Here is a 17,618-nt window from a genome sequence, read left to right as displayed (position 1 = left end):
CCGGTGCCGCCGGTCATCGAGACCGGCCCCATCGCCCCCGTGCCCGCCGAGGACCCGACCGCCGGCTTCGACTCCTCGTTCGAGGACGACACCCCCTACCGGCTCCCGTCGGCCGCCGCGCTGTCCACCGGCACGCCGTCCAAGGCGCGCTCCGCGGCGAACGACGAGATGGTCCGCGCGATCACCGAGGTGCTGCGGCAGTTCAACGTCGACGCCACGGTCACCGGCTTCTCCCGGGGGCCCACTGTCACGCGCTACGAGATCGAGCTCGGTCCTGGCGTGAAGGTCGAGCGCGTCACCGCGCTGAGCAAGAACCTCTCCTACGCCGTCGCCAGCAACGAGGTCCGGATCCTCTCGCCGATCCCCGGCAAGAGCGCCATCGGCGTCGAGATCCCGAACACCGACCGCGAGATCGTGGTCGCTGGGCGACGTCCTGCGCTCCTCGGCCTCCACGACGTCGACCCATCCGATGACCATCGGGGTCGGCAAGGACGTCGAGGGCGGCTACGTCGTGGCGAACCTCGCCAAGATGCCGCACCTCCTGGTCGCCGGCTCCACCGGCTCCGGCAAGTCCAGCTTCGTGAACTCCATGATCACGAGCCTGCTCATGCGCGCGCGGCCGCAGGACGTCCGCATGGTCCTCATCGACCCCAAGCGCGTCGAGCTGACGATCTACGGAGGCGTGCCGCACCTCATCACGCCCATCATCACGAACCCCAAGAAGGCGGCCGAAGCGCTGCAGTGGGTCGTGAAGGAGATGGACATGCGGTACGACGACCTCGCGTCGTTCGGCTACCGCCACATCGACGACTTCAATGCCGCTGTCCGCGGCGGCGAGATCGTCCTGCCGCCGGGCAGCAACCGCGTGCTGAAGCCGATACCCCTACCTGCTGGTGGTCGTCGACGAGCTGGCCGACCTGATGATGGTCGCCCCGCGCGACGTCGAGGACTCGATCGTCCGCATCACCCAGCTTCGCGCGCGCCTCCGGCATCCACCTGGTGCTCGCGACCCAGCGCCCGAGCGTCGACGTCGTCACCGGCCTGATCAAGGCCAACGTGCCGAGCCGTCTCGCGTTCGCGGTCACGAGCGTCACCCCGACTTCCGGGTGATCCTCGACCAGCCGGGCGCCGACAAGCTGATCGGCCAGGGCGACGGACTCTTCCTGCCGATGGGCACGAACAAGCCGATGCGCGTGCAGGGCGCGTGGGTCCGCGAGGACGAGATCGCGAAGGTCGTCGAGCACGTCACCCGGCAGGCGCAGCCCGAGTATCGCCAGGACATCACCGTCCAGGCGCAGCGCAAGGAGGTCGACTCCGACATCGGGGACGACCTCGAGCTGCTCGTCGCCGCGGCCGAGCTCGTGGTCAGCACGCAGTTCGGCTCGACGTCCATGCTCCAGCGCAAGCTCCGTGTCGGGTTCGCGAAGGCGGGGCGGTTGATGGACCTCCTCGAGTCGCGCGAGGTCGTCGGGCCCTCCGAGGGGTCCAAGGCCCGCGACGTCCTGGTGACCGCCGAGCAGCTGCCCGGGGTTCCGGCCCGCATGCGCGGAGAGGGCCGGGCGAGGCCCTGTCGCACCTCCGCGGTCGCCCGGACCCCTACGACGACCCGCTGGCCGAGCCGACCGGTCCCGCTGCCGTCGACTACCACGACCACGACGAGAGCTCGGACGACGACGCCTGGCACCTCACGGGACGCGACCTGAGCGATGATCCGCGCGGCGCACCGGACGACCACGACGAACGCAGGAGCACGATGAGCACTCCCACTCACGACCAGGCCTCGCCGGTGAGCAACTGGAACCTGCCGAACGCGATCACCGTGGTGCGGATCCTGCTCGCGCCGGTGTTCTTCTGGATGCTGCTCGCCGACGGGGGAGACGACGGCGGCCTCCGGATCGCGGCCGCGCTGCTCTTCATCGTCGCCATCGCGACCGACGGCATCGACGGGCACATCGCCCGCAGCCGCGGCCTGGTCACCGATCTCGGCAAGCTGCTCGACCCCATCGCCGACAAGGTGCTGACCGGCGCCGCCCTCATCGGGCTCTCGATCCTCCTCGAGCTGCCGTGGTGGGTGACGATCCTCGTCCTCGTGCGCGAGATCGGCATCACCGTGTTCCGGATGGCCGTGCTGTCCGATCGCGTGATCCCCGCCTCGCGCGGGCAAGCTGAAGACGATCGCGCAGTCCGTGGCCCTCTCGCTCGCGCTGCTGCCGTTCTGGAACGTGCTCGGCGAGTGGGTGCACTGGCTGAACGGCGCGACCATGACCGTCGCCGTCGTCCTCACCGTCGCGACTGGGCGTCGACTACCTCGCCGACGCCGCCCGCCAGAGTCGAGCGGCATCGCCGGCGTGATCGCCGAGGCGCTCGTCCGCGCGCTGGAGGCCCGCGGACTCGGACTCGCCGTGGCGGAGTCGCTCACCGGCGGAGCACCGAGCTCCGCGATCGTGGAGGTGCCCGGCGCCTCGGTGGTGCACCGCGGAGCCGTGGTGAGCTACGCGACCGACCTCAAGCACCGGCTGCTCGGCGTCGACGGGGCGCTCCTGGAGGCGGAGGGCCCGGTGCACCCCGAGGTCGCGCTGCAGATGGCCCGGGAGCGGCCGAGCGGCTCGGAGCCGTCGGCGCCCGCACGGTCGGCATCGCGACCACCGGAGTCGCGGGGCCGGACCCGCAGGAGCGCGCGGTGGGCACGGTCTTCATCGCCGTGGTGCTCGGAGGTCCCGGAGACGGTGCGCGAGCACCGCTTCGAGGGCGACCGTGCGGGGATCCGGGCGGCGAGCGTACAAGCGGCCCTGCGCCTGGCCGAGGAGACCGTCGCGCACTCTCGGACGAAGCCGCCTGAGTATTCCGGAATCGCTCCGGAATCGTGGAATGCTCCTGGGTTTCGCCCCGGTTACATCTGACGTCGCTCACACGCAAAGTCCAGTCATCCGGTATTAGAGTCGACTCACACGAGCCGGGTAGTGAACAGCTATCCGGTTCCTTCGTACACACCCCCTTCGAATTCATGCTCCGGCATCACTCGACGAGACCGTGGACGAAGAAGCGGTTGACGTGGAGAAGGAGGGTCCAATGGTTCTAGTTCGTCAGGAGATCGGCGATGTCCTCGGGGACTTCCGCCTGCAGAAGGTCGCACGCTGCGCCAGGTGGCCAGCAAGGCGAGTGTCGCCTTGGGCTACCTGAGCGAGGTCGAGCGAGGCTCGAAGGAGGCCTCCTCGGAGATCCTCGCCTCTGTCGCCGATGCGCTCGACACCCCCATCTCCGTGATCATGCGCGAAGTCGGAGACCGGCTCGCGGTGATCGAGGGGATCGACACCATTCCCGACACCATCCCGGCCGACATGGTCGCCGGATTCGACGCGGACCTCGTCACGCGGTAGACGGTCCCGCCGCTTCATCCCCCACCTCCATTCCACGCGAAGGGCGCCCCGGCTCCGGCCCGGGCGCCTTTCGTCATTCCCGGCCGGCCGCCTCTGCGGTTAGCGTGGAGTCACGAGGTCGAGCGAGTTCCGACAGCTGGTCGACGACGAGTTCGGGGCGTCCTACGCCCGCGTGCTCGTGTCCGATCTCGTGCTGACCGAGCTCGACGGGCGGACGGCGGACCGGGCGCTCCGGGACGGTGCGGAGCCCCGGGAGGTCTGGCTCGCCCTGTGCCGCGCGAGCGACGTGCCCGAGAGCCGCTGGCACGGATCGACCCGAAGAGCCGTCGCCGCTGAGCCGTCGCTCGCCCTGACTCCCGAAGTCGTGTTCGACACGCCGGGTGCCGATGACCGAAGTCGCTGTTCGATCGGGCTCAGGCTCCTCCACAGAAGCAGGAACGCCGCCGTGTCCACGGAGGCGCTCGCGCCGGGCGCCGATGTCGGTGGTCCGGCATACCGTGATGACAAGTCAACGGACCTGCTTCACCGCCTTGTCGCAGCCGGCCGGCGTCGTGTTCACCACGGCGGCATCACCGGCACGACGCGACAGCCTGTAGGCGATACCACCCCGACACGAGAGCGAGACGGCCATGCCCAGTTCCTCAGACCGCAGAAGTCCCCCGAGACCGCACTCGCGCAGATCGACCGCCAGTTCGGCAAGGGCGCCGTCAGCGCCTCGGCAGCGACGAGCGCGCCCCCGTCGAGGTGATCCAGACCGGCTCGATCGCCCTCGACGTCGCGCTCGGCATCGGCGGGCTCCCGCGCGGCCGCATCGTCGAGATCTACGGCCCCGAGTCCTCCGGTAAGACGACGCTGACGCTGCACGCCATCGCGAACGCGCAGCGCAACGGCGGCATCGCGGCGTTCATCGACGCCGAGCACGCGCTCGACCCCGAGTACGCCAAGAAACTCGGCGTCGACATCGACTCCCTGCTCGTGTCCCAGCCCGACACCGGAGAGCAGGCCCTCGAGATCGCCGACATGCTCGTCCGCTCGGGGTCCATCGACCTGATCGTCATCGACTCCGTCGCCGCACTCGTGCCGCGTGCCGAGATCGAGGGCGAGATGGGCGACTCTCACGTCGGCCTGCAGGCGCGCCTCATGTCCCAGGCGCTGCGCAAGCTCACCGGCGGACTGAACACCACCAACACCACGATGATCTTCATCAACCAGCTCCGCGAGAAGATCGGCGTCTTCTTCGGCAGCCCCGAGACCACCGCCGGCGGCGAGGCGCTCAAGTTCTACGCGTCGGTCCGCCTCGACATCCGCCGCATCGAGACGCTGAAGGACGGTACCGACGCGGTCGGCAACCGCACCCGCGTCAAGGTCGTCAAGAACAAGATGGCGCCGCCGTTCGAGCAGGCGGAGTTCGACATCCTCTACGGCATCGGCATCTCGCGCGAGGGAAGCCTCATCGACTTCGGTGTCGAGCACGAGATCGTCCGCAAGTCGGGTGCCTGGTACACCTACGACGGCGACCAGCTCGACAGGGCAAGGAGAAGGCGCGCCAGTTCCTCATCGACAACCCCGACATCGCGGCAGAGATCGAGAAGCGCATCCTCATCAAGCTGGGTGTCGTCGCCGATCCGAACGCGGTGAAGGACGCCGCTCCGGTCGCGATCGAGACCAAGCAGCCCGTCGCCAAGCAGCCCGTCCGCAAGGGCGCCTGAGCCCGGTGCGAGACGCGAACGGGGAGAGGGCCGAGGGTCGTCCCGTGGCCTTCCTCCCCTGGGTCACGGACGGCGAGCAGGAGACGGAGGCGTCCGCCTCCGCTCCGACGGGCGCGGGCGACGGGCGGACGGATCGGATCGCCGAGCTGTCGGCCCACGTCGCCCGCCGCTCGCCGGCCGCTCCCGAGGCGGCCCTCCCCGAGTCCACTCCTGCTGGAGGAGGCCGCCGACGAGGACGACGCAGGCGTTCGAGCTGCCCGAGGAGCCTGGATCCCGAGCAGATCGCCGACCGCATCGTCCGTGGCCTCTCGCGCAAGAGCCTGTCGGTCGCCGAGGTCGAGGCGCGCCTCTACACCGAGGGCGTCGCCGAGAAGGACGCACTTCGAGATCCTCGAGCGGTTCGCCCGCTTCGGCTACCTCGACGACCACCGGATGGCCGAGCAGCTCGTCACGCAGCTGCGCGAGCGCAGGAAGCTCGGCAGGTCCTCGATCATGCAGGAGCCCGCGGGCGCAAGCTCGACCCCGATGCCATCGCCGCGGCGCTCGACGAGCTCGACGGCGACGACGAGTACCGCACCGCCGTCGAGCTCGCGCGCAAGCGCCTGCCGAGCCTGCGCTCCCTGTCGGACGAGGTGGCGGAGCGGCGCCTCACCGGGTTTTTGGCGCGCCGCGGCTACTCCGGCGCCCTCGTGCAGCGCGTCGTGCGCGAGACCGTCCGCAAGCCCTGGCTCGAGCGTCCGCTTCCGCTGAGCCGCTCGGGGTGCTCCCACCCCGAGGGCGCGCCGAGAGCGATCCGAGCGGCGCGTAGAATCCCAGACCATGACCACGCTCATCCCCGCTCCGGTCTCCGCCGCCGGTGCCCGCCCGAGGACCTACGAGGTCCGGACGTTCGGCTGCCAGATGAACGTCCACGACTCCGAGCGGCTGAGCGGGTCGCTCGAGGCGGCGGGGTACGTCCCGGCCGACGGCGCCGAGGCCGGAGACGTCGTCGTCATCAACACCTGCGCCGTGCGGGAGAACGCCGACAACAAGCTCTACGGGAACCTCGGCCACCTCGCCTCGGTCAACCGCCGCCACGAGGGCATGCAGATCGCCGTCGGCGTGGCTGCCTGGCGCAGAAGGACAAGAACGTCATCCTCGACAAGGCCCCGTGGGTCGATGTGGTCTTCGGCACCCACAACATGGGCGCTCTGCCGCAGCCTGCTCGAGCGCGCCCGCCACAAACGGAGGAGGCGCGGCTCGAGATCCTCGAGTCGCTCGACGTCTTCCCGTCGACGCTCCCCACCAAGCGCGACTCGACCTGCGGCGGGCGGGTGTCCATCTCGGTGGGCCGCAACAACACCTGCACGTTCTGCATCGTCCCCTCGCTCCGCGGCAAGGAGAAGGACCGCCGTCCCGCGCGACGTCCTTGCCGAGATCCAGGCCCTCGTCGACGACGGGGCCATCGAGGTGACCCTCCTCGGGCAGAACGGCCCGAACTCCTACGGCGTCGAGTTCGGCGACCGCCAGGCGTTCCTCGAAGCTGCTGCGCGCCGCAGGCACGATCGACGGGCTCGGGCGGATCCGCTTCACGAGCCCCCACCCCGCGGCCTTCACCGACGACGTCATCGACGCGATGGCCGAGACTCCGGCCGTCATGCCTCAGCTGCACATGCCCCTGCAGTCGGGGTCCGACCGGGTGCTCAAGGCGATGCGCCGCTCGTACCGCTCCGAGCGCTTCCTCGGGATCCTCGACCGGGTGCGGGCGCGGATCCCGCACGCCGCCATCAGCACCGACATCATCGTCGGGTTCCCCGGCGAGACCGAGGCCGACTTCGCCGAGACGCCGCGCGTGGTCGAGGAGGCGCGCTTCGCCTCGGCGTTCACCTTCCAGTACTCGATCCAGGCCGGGACCCCTGCGGCGACGATGCCCGACCAGCTGCCCAAGCAGGTGGTGCAGGAGCGCTACGAGCGCCTCGGTCGCCCTGCAGGACGCGATCAGCGAGCAGGAGAACCTGCACGGTCGTCGGCCGCGAGGTCGAGGTGCTGGTCGCCACGCGGGGAGGGTCGCCGCGACGCCGAGACGCGCTCGCCTCAGCGGTCGTGCCGAGCACAGCCGGCTCGTCCACTTCGACGTGCCCGCCGGTTCGGAGCAGCCGCGGCCCGGAGACGTCGTCTCGGTCCTGGTCCGCCCCGATGCCGCTCCGTTCTACCTGCTCGCCGCCTCCCCGGACGGAGCGCCGCTGCGTCCGCAGGGCCCGGGCGAGCGACGCGTGGGACCGCGCGCAGACGGAGTCGTGCGGCGTGCCGTCGACCGGCGGCACCGGCGCGCCGCGGGTCTCCCTCGAAGCCCGCCGGCGCTCCGGCGCGGCCGGCGGCGCCCGACGACTCCGATCTACGCGACGCTCTCGATGGCGAGCGCTGAGGCGGGAGCACCCGAGCTGATCGCGGTCGGGCCGGGGCCACGGGCACGGGCAAGTCCGAGCTCGCCCTCGATCTCGCCGAGCGGGTGCGCGCGGCCGGCCGGTCGGCCGAGATCGTCAACGCCGACGCCATGCAGCTCTACCGCGGCATGGACATCGGGGACGAGCGAAGCTCCGTCCCGACGGCGAGCGGCGCGAGGATCTCCGCACCACCTCCTCGACGTCCTCGACGTCACCGAGGAGGCGTCGGTCGCGCGCTACACAGTCCGAGGCGCGCCGCGTCGTCGACGAAGCGCTGGCGCGCGGGGCCCTGCCGATCCCTGGTCGGTGGCTCAGGTCCAGGCCGTCTCGAGCGTCGTCTTCGAGTTCTCGTTCGCGGGCACCGATCCCCGAGGTGCGCCGAGCGCTCGAGGAGACGGCGGAGCGCGAGGGCGCGGGGCCGTCCTGTTCGAGCCGCCCGCGCCGCTGGACAGGCCGGGTCGTGCTGCCGCTCTCGGATCGGCCCGCACAACGTCCGCCGCATCGTCCGCGCCCTCGAGATCACCGAGCTCACCGGCACCCCGGGCGGCGCCCTGATGTCCGACGAGCTCTGACCTCTGGCAGCCGGCGGAGCTGCTGTTCCTCGAGGCGCCCCGCGACGTCCTGGTGCGCCGGCTTGACGAGCGGGTCGAGCGGATGTGGGCCAGGACGGCGTGCTCGACGAGGTGGAGCGGCTGAGTGCCCCTCGGGATCGAGCGAGGCGTCACCGCGAGCCGCGCGATCTGGGCCGCCGCCCAGGCGCTCGGGCAGCGTGCGGGCGAGCTCTCGCGGGAGGAGGCGATCGCCTCGACGCAATCGCTCACCCGCCGCTGCGCCCGGCGGCAGAACAGCCGGTTCCGCCGCTACCGCGAGCGCCCACCGCCTCCCGTCGAGGCACCGGATCTGGCGGCACGGGCACGCGGTCGCAGCCCAGCTCGACGACTCCGCTCCTCGCCAGGCTGTCCGCGCCATGACGATCGAGCTGCACTTCACCAAGGGCCAGGGCAGCCTGGAGACGACTTCCGTGCTCTTCAGCGACCCCGACGGTGAGGTGGACCTCACTCCCGCGCAGATCGCGATGATCTGCGGACGGGCACTTCGGCGTCGGAGCCGACGGGATCATCCGCGCCGTGCGCTCGAGGGCGATCGCCGAGGGTGCGGCCTTGCTCGCGGAGGAGCCGGAGGCCGAGTGGTTCATGGACTACCGCAACGCCGACGGGTCGATCGCCGAGATGCGCGGCAACGGCGTCCGTGTCTACGCGGCGTTCCTCACTGGCGGCGAGCGGCCCTCGCCGAGCTCGAGCCGGGCGACACCCTGCCGATCGGCACCCGCGCCGGTGTGCGCGACCCCGCGCGCAGCGGCTCCGGATTCCAGGTCGACCCGGAGGCGCTGGGAGCTGGCGGGCGGCGAGCCGCTGGTGCGGGCCAAGGAGCTCAAGGTCGCCCGTCCCGGCCTCGGGATCGATCTCGGCAACCCGCACGTCGTCGTCGCCCTCAGCAACGACGCCGAGCTCGACTCCGCCGATCTGACCTACATCCCGCAGGTCGAGCCGGAGCCCGCGGACGGTGCGAACATCGAGTTCGTCGTGCCGGGGGAGCCGCTGATCCACGACGGGATCGGCCGCATCCGGATGCGCGTCCACGAGCGGGGCAGCGGGGAGACCCTCAGCTGCGGCACCGGCGCCGCGGCGGCCGCCCTCGCGGTGCGCTACTGGGCGGGAGCCCGTGCGCCGCAGTCGTGGCGCGTCGACGTCCCGGGCGGCACGCTTCGGAGTCACGATGTTCGCCACCGAGGAGGGCGAGCACGTGGGCCTCGTCCGGTCCGGCCGATCTCGTCTACTACACCGGCACGATCCGCATCGACTGACGCGGGAGTCAGGCCGAGCGGGTGGTCCGCGGGATGCGGGAAGCCCTTGGCGCTGCCGACCCGTTCGACCTCGAGCCGCTCGTCGAAGGCCTCGACGAGCCACTTCTGCAGCGAGTCGGACCCGAGTGTTCCTCTGCACGACTTCAGCCACCCGTCGGCTCCGGCAGCCAAGCGGGGGAGCCAGCGCTCGAGCAGCGCGTGCAGCTCCTCCTTGCCGATGCGGATCGGCGGGTTCGACCAGATCGAGTCGAACCGCACGTCCGCGGGAACATCCTCCTCCGGCAGGACGGCGGCGACGGTCGGTGACGCCGAGTGCCTCGCAGTTGCGACGGACCAGCCTCGAGCGCCCGCTGATCGACGTCCACCGCCCACACCGCGCGTCCGGAGCGCCGAGGGCGAGCGAGAGGCGATCGGGCCCCCAGCCGCAGCCGAGGTCCAGCAGATCCCCGCTCGCGGGAGGCTCGGGGACCGCGTCCAGCAGGACGCGGGTTCCGGAGATCCACGTGGCCGGGGCTGAACACGCCTCCGGCGGTGGTCAGCTCGAGGTCGCAGCCCGCCGAGACGGGCCGTGATCCTGCCGCAGGAGCCGGATGTCACCGTCCGGGCGTACTCGTGAGAAGTAGTGCTCGGCGGCCATGAGAAGTGAACCTATCAAGACCTGAGGAGTTAGTGTTATCCGGGGATGACGGCGGAAGACCTGAACGAGACCGGCACGACCGAGGCCGTGGACGTCGTCTCTCGAGGGTCCTGGCGAACGCGCAGTCGCGGTCGGCGGGATACTCGCGCTTCGTCTCGGGCGGCGCCCAGGCGCTGCGGACGTCGGGCCACGGGGGCGAGGACTCGGACGGCGAGCAGTTCGACCGCGAGGGCCGGCAGGCCCTGCGCCGCGTCGCCGGCCCGTCGACCGAGCTCGAGGACGTCACGGAGGTCGAGTACCGCCAGCTGCGCCTCGAGAACGTGGTGCTGATCGGCGTGTACTCGCAGGGCTCGCTCGAGGACGCCGAGAACTCGCTGCACGAGCTCGCCGCCCTCGCCGAGACGGCGGGGGCGACCGTGCTCGACGGACTGCCGCAGCGCCGTCCGCACCCCGACCCCGAGCACGTATCACCGGCAAGGGCAAGGCCCAGGAGCTCGCCGGCGTCGTCGCGGCCCTCGGCGCGGACAACCGTCGCGGCCGACACCGAGCTCGGCCCCGAGCCAGCGCCGTGCGCTGGAGGACGTGGTGAAGGTGAAGGTGATCGACCGCACCGCGGTGATCCTCGACATCTTCAGCCAGCACGCCAAGAGCCGGGAGGGCAAGGCGCGAGTCGAGCTCGCCCAGCTCGAGTACCGCCTCCCGCGACTGCGCGGATGGGGCGCAGGTCGATGTGTCCCGCCAGGCCGGTGGCCAGGTGGGCGCGGGTGCCGGCACGGGCTCGCGCGGACCGGGTGAGACGAAGATCGAGCTCGACCGGCGTCGCATCCACACCCGCATGGCGCGACTGCGCAAGCAGATCACCGCGATGAAGCCCGCCCGCGAGGCCAAGCGCGCGAACCGCGGGCAAGCGCAACGCCGTCCCGTCGGTCGCGATCGCCGGCTACACCAACGCCGGCAAGTCGAGCCTGCTCAACCGGATGACCCACGCGGGCGTCCTCGTCGAGAACTCGCTGCCCGCCACGCTCGACGCCACGGTCCGGAAGGCTCAGACGGCCGACGGCCGCCTCTGCACGTCTGCCCGACACCGTCGGCTACGTGCGGGCGCTGCCCCGCCAGCTGGTCGAGGCGTTCCGCTCGATCGCTCGAGGAGGTCGCCGACTCCGACATCATCGTGGCTCTACGTCGTCGACGCCTCGCACCCCGACCCCGCGGGGCGCAGATCGCGACCGTCCGCGACGTGATCGGCGAGGTGGGTGCGCGCAGCATCCCCGAGATCATCGCCTTCAACAAGTCCGACCTGGTCGACGAGGGCGCTCGTCTGGTCCTCCGCGGCCTCGCTCCGGACGCCGGTCCTCGTGTCGGCGAGGACGGGTGAGGGCATCGACGAGCTGCGCTCCCGCATCGCCGAGATCCTGCCCGAGCCGAACGTCGAGCTTCGATCTGCTCGTGCCGGCCGACCGCGGCGAGTACGTGATCTCGCAGCTGCACCGCAGCGGCGGGATCCTCGGCGACCGCCTACGTGGACGGCGGCACCCGCGTGCAGGCCCTGGTCCACCAGGACCCGGCGGGCCCGCTGGCCGAGTTCACCGCCTCCGGCGCCGGCCGTCGAGGCCTAGCAGCACCACTCCGAGCGCCCGCGCTCCCCGAGGAGGGGGCGCGGGCGCTCCGTCGTTCCGGACACGTCCGAACCGCTCTGCACAACGCCCCGCGACACACTCCGTCACGCCCGAGTCACACCGCGTCCCACGCGCCTCGACGGCGCGGCGGAGCCGTTCCTCACCGTGGACCCCGGAGCGCCACCCGGCGCCTGGAGCGACAGCCGAGCCCGGCACCCGCCCCACCGATCACACGCTGTGGAACGGAGGGCCCGCCGTGCCGTCGACCCGCTCGGAGACCCCTCCGGACACGCACTGTCCGACTCCGGTCCCCTTCTCCTTCGAGGTCTACCCGCCTCGCACCGACGCGGCGACAGCGGCTCTTCGTGCGCACGGTCGACCTCCTCGCCGCGGCGGGCCTCGTCGTTCATCTCCGTCACGTACGGCGCGGGCGGCTCGTCCCGGCGTGCCTCGCTCTGGGCTCCTCCGCCACATCCGGCAGCACACCTCCGTCGAAGCCCTCGCCCACCTGACCTGTGTGGGGTCGACGGCCGCGGCGGCAGGTCGGCTCGTGCACGAGTCCCCCGAGGCCGGGCGTCTCCCGGTTCCTCGCGCTGCGCGGCGATCCTCCCGCGGACACGGCCGACGGCGAGCCGCGATTTCCTCGGCGAGCTGGGCGGTGCCGCGGAGCTGGTGCAGCTCATCCACCGTGTGCAGGCCGAGCGCGAGCCCTACGCGGCGGTCGCCGTTCCAGGATCGACGGCGCTGCGAGTGGATCCGGCGTCGCGCCCCGCGCGCCCAGCGTGGCGGTCGCGGCGTTCCCCACCGCGCACCCCCGCTCGCGGTCGTCGTCGCAGGACATCGACGCGCTCCTCGCGAAGGAGGCGGCGGGGCGTAGCTCGTTCTGCGATCGCGCAGCTCTTTCGCTTCCATCCCGGCCGACTACGTGCGCTTCGTCGAGTAGTGGCGCGAGCCGCCGGCGTGCGCATGCCGATCATCCCGGGCGTGATGCCGGTGACCAGCCCCGGCCGCCTCCGCCGGATGCTCCGAGCTCAGCGGGGAGGACCTGCCCGCCGAGCTCGCGATCGCGCTCGACGTCGAGCCCGACGACGAGGCGCGCACGCCGGATCCGGAGTCGAGCACGCGGCGGGCCTCGTCCGCACGCTGGTCGAGTCCGGAGCGCCCGCCGTCCACCTGTACGCCTTCAACCGGCACGAGGCGGTTCTCGCCGTCCTCGCCGAGAGCGGCCTCCTGGCTGCTCCCGCCCCGACCACGACCCTCACCACGGAGAGAGCATCATGACGACGACCGCACCCGACTTCCCGACCGGCACGATCCCGGGGTACCCGAGGACCTGGCCGCGAGGCGCGAGCTCAAGAAAGCCGTCGAGGCCTTCTGGAGCGGTGCCGCGACAGCCGACGAGCTCGAGCGCGAGGCCGCCGGCCTGCGAGCCGCGACCCGCGAGCGGCTCGTCGCTCTGGGACCGGACGCACCGACTCCTCGATCCCGGAGGCGCACTCCTTCTACGACCAGGTCCTCGACACCACCCGGCCGCCGTCGGCGCGATCCCCGAGCGCTTCGCCGATCTCGCTGCCGACGCCTCGCTGGACCTCGCCGGCTACTTCACGCTGGCCCGCGGCGACGGCGAGCGCGCTCCGCTCGAGATGACCAAGTGGTTCGACTCCACTACCGCTACACTCGTGCCGGAGATCGGGCCCGAGACGTCGTTCTCGGCGTCGGACGACCGCCGGGTGCGCGAGGTGGAGGAGGCTCGGGACGCCGGCTTCGTCACCCGTCCCGTGCTCGTCGGGACCGGTGACCTACCTCCTGCTCGCGAAGTCGACGGACCGGGCCCCCGGCGGGGTTCTCCCCCGCTCCCGTCTCGCCGATCTCCTCCCGGTCTACGTCGAGCTCCCGGCCCGGCTGCGCGCGGCGGGCGCCGACTGGGTGCAGCTCGACGAGCCCGCGCTGGTCTCGGAGTCGGTCGATGCGCCGCGAACGGAGGAGCTCGATGCCGTCCGCGAGGCGTACCGCGCGCTCGGCGGCGCGTCGACCGTCCGGCGCTGTTCGTCGCGGCTCCCTGCGGCGATCTCCGCGACGCCCTGCCGGTGCTCGCCGCGTCGGCCGTGGAGGCCGTCGGAGTCGATCTCGCCAAGCGGATCGGCGCCCGCGCCCACCCCGGGGCTCGAGAGCACGGTGCTGGTCGCCGGCGCCGTCGACGGCGGCACAACGTGTGGCGGGGCGACCTCGCGGCGGCCCTCCGAGACGGCCGAGGGCCATGCGACCGCTCGCGGGCGGTCCTCGCCGTGTCCAGCTCCACGTCCCTCCTTCACGTCCCGCACGACGTGACGGACGAGCCGGATCTGGACCCGCGCCTGGCAGTCCCGGCCCGCGTTCGCCGATCAGCAGGTCGAGCAGATCGCCGTCCTCGCCGAGGGGCTCCTCGCCGGCGCGGCGGCCGTCGAGCCGGCCGCTGCGCGGCCACCGCCGCGCTCGAGGACCGTCGCTCCGCTCCCGGAGTGCGCGACGGCGCCGTGCGGCGGCGTGCGGCGCGACTCACCGTCGTGACGATCACCGCCGAGTCCCCTACGAGGAAGCGCGAGGCGGCGCAGGAGCAGTCGCTCGGCCTCCCGGTGCTCCCCACCACGACGATCGGCTCCTTCCCCCAGACGCGGGGGATCTCAGCACCAGCGCGTCAGCCGCTCCCTGACGCGCGGCGAGCTCTCGCACGAGCCGTACATCGAGCGCATGCGCGACGAGATACGGCAGGTGGTGGCGCTCCAGGAGGAGATCGCCCTCGACGTGCTGGTGCACGGGGAGCCTCGAGCGCAACGACATGGTCCAGTACTTCGCCGAGAACCTCGACGGGTTCGCCGTCACGCGCAACGGCTGGGTCCAGTCCTACGGGAGCCGCTGCACGCGATCCCGTCGCTGCTCTGGGGCGACGTCTCGCGGCCCGCGCCGATCACCGTCGAGTGGTCGAGCTTCACCCAGTCGCTCACCGAGCGGCCGGTCAAGGGCATGCTCACCGGGCCGGTGACGATCCTGGCCTGGTCCTTCGTCCGCGACGACCAGCCGCTGGCGGACACGGCCGTGCAGGTGGCGCTGAGCCTCCGCGACGAGATCCGCGCCGACCTTCGAGGCCGCGGGCGGCCGCATCGTCCAGGTCGACGAGCCCGCCCTCCGCGAGCTCCTGCCGCCCGAGAAGGCGGATCAGCCGGACTACCCTCGAGGTGGTCCGTCGGGTCCTTCCGGCTCGCGACGGCCGGAGCCCGCGCCGCGACGCAGATCCGCACGCACCTCTGCTACTCCGAGTTCGGCGTGGTCATCGACGCGATCGACGCGTGGCTCGACGCCGATGTGACGAGCATCGAGGCTGCGCGCTCCCGGATGCCGAGGTCGTCGTCGACATCGAGCGCTCGGGCTTCGCCCGGGGCATCGGCCCGGGCGTCTACGACATCCACTCCCCGCGGGTGCCGGGCGTCGAGGAGGTCTCGGACCTCGTCGGGACCGCGCTCGGCTCCATCCCCGCGCGGCAGGTCCTGGATCAACCCGGACTGCGGCCTCAAGACGCGCGGGTACGACGAGACGGTCGAGTCGCTGCGCTCCCCGGTCGCGGCGGCGGCCGAGGCGCGCTCCTCGCGCCGACGGAGGCCGTCGTCGTAGAAGAGCTCTCGCGACGAAGGGGGCGGACGGCGCGCAGCCGTCCGCCCCCTTCGTCGTCGGCGCTCGCACGGAGCGCAGGACCGCGGCGATCTTGCCGAGCACCCCGGCCTCGTCGCCGAGGATCGGCTCGAGAAGTTCGAGCTTGCGGGGGAGCAGCCAGGTGTGCCCGTCTCGCTGGCGCAGGACCTTCACCGTGGCCTCGCCGTCGAGCATCGCCGCGACGATCTCGCCGTTCTCGGCCGTGCGCTGCGACCGCACGACGACCCAGTCGCCGTCGCAGATCGCGGCGTCGATCATCGACTCGCCCACGACCTTGAGCATGAAGAGCTCGCCCTTGCCCACCAGCACGGCAGGAGGGGGAACACCTCGTCGATCTGCTGGTCCGCCGTGATGGGGACTCCGGCGGCGATCCGCCCGACCAGCGGCACCATCGCGGCGTCGCCGACCGTCACGCTCGACTCGAACATTACGTCGTCCTCGGTCGAGCTCGGCACGTCGATGAGGATCTCCCAGGCGCGCGGGCGGTTCGGATCGCGGCGGAGGTAGCCGCTGAGCTCGAGCTGGTTCAGCTGGTGCGTGACGCTCGGGCGAGGGCGAGGCCGACCGCGTCGCCGATCTCGCGCATGCTCGGCGGGTAGCCCCGGCTCGACACCGAGCGCTGGATCGCGTCGAGGATCGCGAGCTGCTTCGCGCTCAGGTTCTTCCGGCGGCGTCCGGTGCCCTGCTTGGCCTTGGCGGTCTGCGCGTCGCTCACGTGATCCTCTCTCGGCGCGCACCCCGCGTGCGCGCCGGGTTGCGGTCGATCGCCGATGTCGGTGGTCGCTGCTGTACTACCAGCGGGCTCTCGAAACTGTATCCGGCCAGGGTTCCCGTTCGAAACATTCGTTCGAGTGTGTCGCGCGTTCTCGGCAACGGATACGACGCGTCAGGCTCTTGCCTCCCGCTTTCTTCGAAGATATATTCGGAACGGGAGTTCGGGGCGGCCTCCCGGCCGAGTCCACCCCGAATCCCCTGCTGAAAGGAGCGATCCCCATGATCGATCAGCACACCCACCAGCACAGCACCGCCGCCCTCGACGGTGCCGACGCGCAACGTCCCTGCCGTCGTGCGCACTCGACTCCGGGATACCCGCCGCGGCCGAGCCGCCTCTCGGTCCTCGGAGCGCTCCCGCTCATCGCCGGCGCCTTCGCGTTCAGGCTCAACGGTGGAGAAGGCGGTCGCCTCGGCCGAGACCTCCGAGGTCGGTTCGATGCGTGACGGTGCGCGCAGAGTCGCTCTGGTCCCTCGCCGAGGAGATCGCACCCGACAGCGACCCGCGCGATGTCGTCTCCGACATCGTCTCCCTCAACCAGCTCTCGAGCGCCGGCCTCGAGCCCGGGCAGCGCCTCGCCGTCCCAGGCGCCTACGAGCTGGTCCGCTGAGCGGAGCGCCGGCTCGGCTCGACTCTGCGGCAGGCCCTGCCTCCTCGACGGGCGCCGCTACCATTCCCTGGTGACGACTCTCGACGACCTCCCTCTCCGTGACGACCTCCGCGGCAAGCTGCCCTACGGCGCTCCGCAGAAGGTCGTCCCCGTCACCCTCAACGTCAACGAGAACACGCACCCCGTCCCCGACGACGTCATCGCCGACATCGTCGAGGAGGTGTCGGTCGCTCTGCGGACCGTGAACCGGTACCCCGACCGCGAGTTCCGCGAGCACGGGGACTCGCTCGCCGGTTACCTCGGTCTGGTGACCGCCGACAACATCTGGGCGGCGAACGGATCGAACGAGGTGCTGCAGCACATCCTGCAGGCCTTCGGCGGACCGGGTCGCTGCTCGGCTTCGCCCCGACCTACTCGATGTATTCGATCCTCGCCTCCGGCAACGGCACCGAGTGGATCCCCGCGCCCCGGCAGGCCGACTTCGAGGTCGAGGCCGACCACGCGGCGGAGCAGGTCCGCCGTGCGCAGCCGGACATCGTCTTCCTCTGCGCGCCGAACAACCCGACGGGCACACCCCTGCCGCTCGCGACCATCGAGGCCGTGTACAACGCGACCTCCGGGATCGTCGTCGTCGACGAGGCGTACGCCGAGTTCGGCCAGGACGCCGACACCGCCCTGAGCCTGCTCCCCGGCCGCCCCCGACTGCTCGTCTCGCGCACGATGAGCAAGGCCTTCGCCTTCGCCGGCGTGCGCCTCGGCTACCTGGCCGCCGACCCCGCGGTCGTCGACGCCCTCCGGCTCGTCCGCCTGCCGTACCACCTCTCCGCCCTCACGCAGGCGGCCGCCACCGCGGCCCTCGCCCACGCCGACGAGATGCTCGCGATGGTCGGCGACATCATCGAGCAGCGCGACCGCATGGTCGTCGG

Annotated in this window: 6 protein-coding genes and 12 pseudogenes; 17 read left to right on the top strand and 1 reads right to left on the bottom strand. The window is 71.7% G+C overall.

What is annotated here, in order from left to right:
* Positions 1–93 precede the first annotated feature (93 nt).
* The 14 genes and pseudogenes from AC0CII_RS00090 to metE all read left to right on the top strand — a co-directional run.
* Positions 94–1,699: pseudogene (locus AC0CII_RS00090) on the top strand (DNA translocase FtsK); the annotation flags it as partial.
* A 54-nt stretch (positions 1,700–1,753) separates the two neighbouring features.
* Positions 1,754–2,352, top strand: a pseudogene (gene pgsA, locus AC0CII_RS00085) (CDP-diacylglycerol--glycerol-3-phosphate 3-phosphatidyltransferase).
* Positions 2,349–2,900: a CinA family protein gene (locus AC0CII_RS00080; RefSeq protein WP_465228325.1), complete on the top strand. Its 552-nt coding sequence runs from the start codon at positions 2,349–2,351 to the stop codon at positions 2,898–2,900. The pseudogene pgsA and the gene AC0CII_RS00080 overlap by 4 nt, the downstream one beginning before the upstream one ends.
* A 169-nt stretch (positions 2,901–3,069) precedes the next feature.
* Positions 3,070–3,377: pseudogene (locus AC0CII_RS00075) on the top strand (helix-turn-helix domain-containing protein).
* Positions 3,378–3,504: 127 nt separating this feature from the next.
* A pseudogene (locus AC0CII_RS00070) lies at positions 3,505–3,660 on the top strand (DUF3046 domain-containing protein); the annotation flags it as partial.
* 346 nt (positions 3,661–4,006) lie between these two features.
* Positions 4,007–5,086, top strand: a pseudogene (recA, locus tag AC0CII_RS00065) (recombinase RecA).
* A gap of 5 nt (positions 5,087–5,091) precedes the next feature.
* Positions 5,092–5,778 (top strand): annotated as a pseudogene (locus AC0CII_RS00060) (regulatory protein RecX); the annotation flags it as partial.
* A 127-nt stretch (positions 5,779–5,905) separates the two neighbouring features.
* Positions 5,906–7,510: pseudogene (gene miaB / locus AC0CII_RS00055) on the top strand (tRNA (N6-isopentenyl adenosine(37)-C2)-methylthiotransferase MiaB).
* A gap of 64 nt (positions 7,511–7,574) precedes the next feature.
* Positions 7,575–8,081, top strand: coding sequence for a hypothetical protein (locus AC0CII_RS00050; protein ID WP_465228324.1), 507 nt, complete (start codon positions 7,575–7,577; stop codon positions 8,079–8,081).
* A 124-nt stretch (positions 8,082–8,205) separates the two neighbouring features.
* The gene (locus AC0CII_RS00045; protein WP_465228323.1) at positions 8,206–8,556 is read left to right on the top strand and encodes a hypothetical protein; all 351 of its coding nucleotides are present in this window, start codon (positions 8,206–8,208) and stop codon (positions 8,554–8,556) included.
* Positions 8,477–9,373, top strand: a pseudogene (gene dapF, locus AC0CII_RS00040) (diaminopimelate epimerase). The gene AC0CII_RS00045 and the pseudogene dapF overlap by 80 nt, the downstream one beginning before the upstream one ends.
* A 747-nt stretch (positions 9,374–10,120) precedes the next feature.
* A pseudogene (hflX, locus tag AC0CII_RS00035) lies at positions 10,121–11,595 on the top strand (GTPase HflX); the annotation flags it as partial.
* A 196-nt stretch (positions 11,596–11,791) separates the two neighbouring features.
* Complete coding sequence (locus AC0CII_RS00030) at positions 11,792–12,907, top strand: methylenetetrahydrofolate reductase (RefSeq protein ID WP_465228322.1); 1,116 nt, start codon at positions 11,792–11,794, stop codon at positions 12,905–12,907.
* A pseudogene (gene metE / locus AC0CII_RS00025) lies at positions 12,904–15,271 on the top strand (5-methyltetrahydropteroyltriglutamate--homocysteine S-methyltransferase). Before AC0CII_RS00030 ends, metE begins: the two are co-directional and overlap by 4 nt.
* Before the next feature lie 66 nt (positions 15,272–15,337).
* On the opposite strand, the pseudogene lexA reads toward metE, so the two are convergent.
* Positions 15,338–16,025: pseudogene (gene lexA / locus AC0CII_RS00020) on the bottom strand (transcriptional repressor LexA); the annotation flags it as partial.
* Between the two features lie 278 nt (positions 16,026–16,303).
* On the opposite strand from lexA, the gene AC0CII_RS00015 reads away from it, so the two are divergent.
* The 3 genes and pseudogenes from AC0CII_RS00015 to AC0CII_RS00005 form a co-directional block, all read left to right on the top strand.
* Complete coding sequence (locus tag AC0CII_RS00015; protein WP_465228321.1) at positions 16,304–16,528, top strand: hypothetical protein; 225 nt, start codon at positions 16,304–16,306, stop codon at positions 16,526–16,528.
* Entirely contained in the window at positions 16,525–16,692 is a 168-nt protein-coding gene (locus tag AC0CII_RS00010) for a LysM peptidoglycan-binding domain-containing protein (protein WP_465228320.1), read from the top strand. Before AC0CII_RS00015 ends, AC0CII_RS00010 begins: the two co-directional genes overlap by 4 nt.
* Before the next feature lie 70 nt (positions 16,693–16,762).
* Positions 16,763–17,618: pseudogene (locus AC0CII_RS00005) on the top strand (histidinol-phosphate transaminase); the annotation flags it as partial.

It is taken from the genome of Rathayibacter sp. AC182 (genome assembly GCF_979253875.1).
The sequence above is the reverse complement of the archived record's forward strand: the minus strand, read 5'-3'. Positions and strand labels throughout refer to the sequence as shown.